This is a genomic window from Thermococcus sp. (assembly GCF_027066465.1).
In the GTDB taxonomy this organism is placed as follows: Archaea; Methanobacteriota_B; Thermococci; order Thermococcales; family Thermococcaceae; genus Thermococcus.
In genome coordinates this window covers 1-2,416 of the sequence record NZ_JAMONU010000094.1, presented here as the reverse complement: position 1 = coordinate 2,416, position 2,416 = coordinate 1, and the positions used below count along the sequence as shown (strand labels likewise).

Sequence of the window (2,416 nt, the reverse complement as noted above, 5' to 3'; positions counted from 1 at the left end):
TCCTTGATGGCCTTGAGAACCGCAAGCTCATCGTCGAGCAGGTAAATCGGGAGAACCTTCTCCTCAACCCTGCCCATCGCCTCGTAGGTTTCCATTATAGCCCTCCCGAACTCGGTGGTTCCCTTCTCGTCGCTGAGTCCCATGCTCTCAAGCTCGGCACTGCTCCTTCCGGCCTTCAGAGCCTCGAAGTCCTCCTTCCTGAGGACTATCGCCCTTGCAAATACCGGAATCATGCTGACGGCTTTGAGGGCGAGCTTCGCCGCTGGCGTAGTTGCGAATGCCCTTCCCTTCTCGGTCGGCGGTGAAATCAGGAGCAGGCGCATGGCCTGAAGGGCGTTCACGATGTTGTCGCCGTAGAGCTTTGAGTTCTTGAAGGTGACCAGCTCATCGAGGGTTCCGATTTTAGGCATTCCCCTGAGGAACGAGACAATTTCCGGGGTCAGGTAGACAACAGGATGGGTCTCACGGTAGATTTCGAGGAGCGCCTTTCCGAACTCGGTGAGGCCGTTCTCATCGGCGAGCTTTCTCTCCTTCAGCTTCTCGAGCCAGCTCTCGGGGACCTTTCCTGTCTCCTCGAGGAGCTCGAGCATCTTCATTATCTCGGTATCGGCTATGACCTCCGGAAGCTCGTCGAGGTTGAGCAACTCTGTAATCTCGAGGAGCTTCCTCCCGGCGTCGGTGAGCTTAATTTTCCCGTCCTCAAGCTCGGCAAAGCCGAGAATGTAAAGCTCGATTGCCCTTATCTGGAATTCCTCAGGGAGCTTGGCCTCAATCTCAGCCTGGCTCTCGGTCTTCTTCATTTCCCTGAGTATTTCAATGTGCCTCTTCTTCAGATACATGCTATCACCCCTCCTCTCTCTTCATCGACTCTTAAAAAGGCTCCGGCATTTTTAGAAACACAAAGTTTTTAAAACTTTCGGTAACTAAAATCGGCTAAGGTTTAAAAGGCAACCCGTTGAGTGGGGGGTGGTGAGAACATGAGAAACACGATTGTCCTTGTTAGAACCGACAACTTTCAGAAGGCAAGCGTGGCTTTGGCCGACCTCGTGAGATACGGGGGCATGAGAATTCGCGGTGACCCGAGGATAATCCCTCCCGCCCTCTCCGACTGGGCCTTCGAAAAGATAAGCGGTGAGAAGCCGAGAAAGCGCTTTAAGGCCCACGTCGTGGCTCAGATTGACCTCCCCCCGAAGAAGGCCATAGGAAAGCTTATGGACATTCACCCGCCGGCCCATGTCCTTGTAATTCCGCCGGATTCAGAGGCCTGGGAAGAGTTAATGCGCCTCTGGGGAAGCTTTGAGAAGCTTCGCGGATTCCATCCACCCAAGAGGACCAAAGCCGAGGAGCTTAGAAGGAAAGCCGAGAAGAGGAGAGAGAAGGAGGAGTGGGGGCTCGAGGAGGTTTAAGGGAGAAGGTTTAGTCCTTCTTTCTTCCCAGCCTGTTTAAGGTCGCTGTCCAGCGTTCCGAGGTTTCTCACTTCAAAGACAAGACAAGTGGCAAGGATTATTGCATCATTCGGGAGCAGGTTATGCTTTCTCATAAGCCCATAAGATACCTCCAGAACTTCATCGTCAGTAGGGAGAACGTGGAACTGGTCAAGGAAGTCCTTTGGTTCATCAGTTAGAATTACGTTTCCTATCTCGCCTCGCTTTTTGATGGTAAACGGGGAAACTCCGGTTTTAAGGGCGAGGTAGTGGAAAAATGAACTCACTGAAAACTATGTCGTTGATTACCGGAACAAAATTGGATTTGAGAAGCTCTTCAAAGAGCGAAACGGCGGAGGGATTACCTTTTAGTCCCTCGATTAAAACGGAGGAGTCCAAAAAGATAAGCTCACTGGAGGTACCAGTCTTCTTCATTGACATCCCCCTTGAACTTGCCGAGGTACTTGGAAAGAACAGCTCTGCTCAGCCCTTTCTCCATCTCCCGCTCAAGTATAATTTTTATCTTCCGTTCAATGAGGCGCTCCATTCCAGAGGGCACCTTCACAACTATCTCACCCACTGAAACCACCAAAGTAAATAGAACTAAAGGAATTTAAACTTCACTTCTTCCTCTTCCGTATCCTGATGTTGGCGATGTCGCCGAGGGTTGGCTCGTAGTCCTTCGGGAGGGTCTTCCTCTCCTCTACCTCCTCCTCGACGCGCTCGATGAGCGTAATCTTAAAGTAGCGTTCAAGCTTTTTGGCTTCCTTGATGGTTGGCTCGCGGTAGCCGTGCGCTATCGCCCTCAAATCGTTCACCGAAAGCCCAATCTCATGGGACAGCTCCTCGTAGCTTTTACCGCTCCTCTGTATAGCTTTGTAAACCCTCTCGGCGAAGTCCTCGACGATTTCTTCGGTGTAGAGCGGTCTCTCGCGGTAGGGCTTCGGCTCCCTCCTCGGCCTCGGAGCTGAGGCGGGCCTTCTCCTCGGCTC

The 2,416-nt window shown here is 52.2% G+C and carries 5 protein-coding genes; 1 reads left to right on the top strand and 4 read right to left on the bottom strand.

Annotated elements, in window-relative coordinates; all coding sequences use genetic code 11:
- Positions 1-839: DUF505 family protein (locus MVK46_RS04520; RefSeq protein WP_297535457.1), on the bottom strand; the 839-nt coding region annotated here is incomplete at its 3' end.
- Between the two features lie 138 nt (positions 840-977).
- Between MVK46_RS04520 and MVK46_RS04515 the strand changes: the two genes are divergently transcribed.
- Complete coding sequence (locus tag MVK46_RS04515; RefSeq protein WP_297535456.1) at positions 978-1,406, top strand: DUF356 domain-containing protein; 429 nt, start codon at positions 978-980, stop codon at positions 1,404-1,406.
- Here the strand turns inward: MVK46_RS04515 and MVK46_RS04510 are convergent.
- The 3 genes from MVK46_RS04510 to MVK46_RS04500 all read right to left on the bottom strand — a co-directional run.
- Entirely contained in the window at positions 1,403-1,711 is a 309-nt protein-coding gene (locus MVK46_RS04510; protein ID WP_297535455.1) for a PIN domain-containing protein, read from the bottom strand. The two genes, MVK46_RS04515 and MVK46_RS04510, sit on opposite strands and share 4 nt — an antisense overlap.
- 122 nt (positions 1,712-1,833) lie before the next feature.
- The gene (locus MVK46_RS04505; RefSeq protein WP_297535454.1) at positions 1,834-2,004 is read right to left on the bottom strand and encodes a hypothetical protein; all 171 of its coding nucleotides are present in this window, start codon (positions 2,002-2,004) and stop codon (positions 1,834-1,836) included.
- Between the two features lie 40 nt (positions 2,005-2,044).
- A partial coding sequence (locus MVK46_RS04500) for a multiprotein-bridging factor 1 family protein (RefSeq protein WP_297535453.1) occupies positions 2,045-2,416 on the bottom strand: 372 nt, incomplete at its 5' end.

What these genes read in the sequence shown, in the direction of transcription:
- MVK46_RS04515 (WP_297535456.1), top strand. Translation starts at nt 978, where the DNA reads ATGAGAAACACGATTGTCCTTGTTAGAACCGACAACTTTCAGAAGGCA.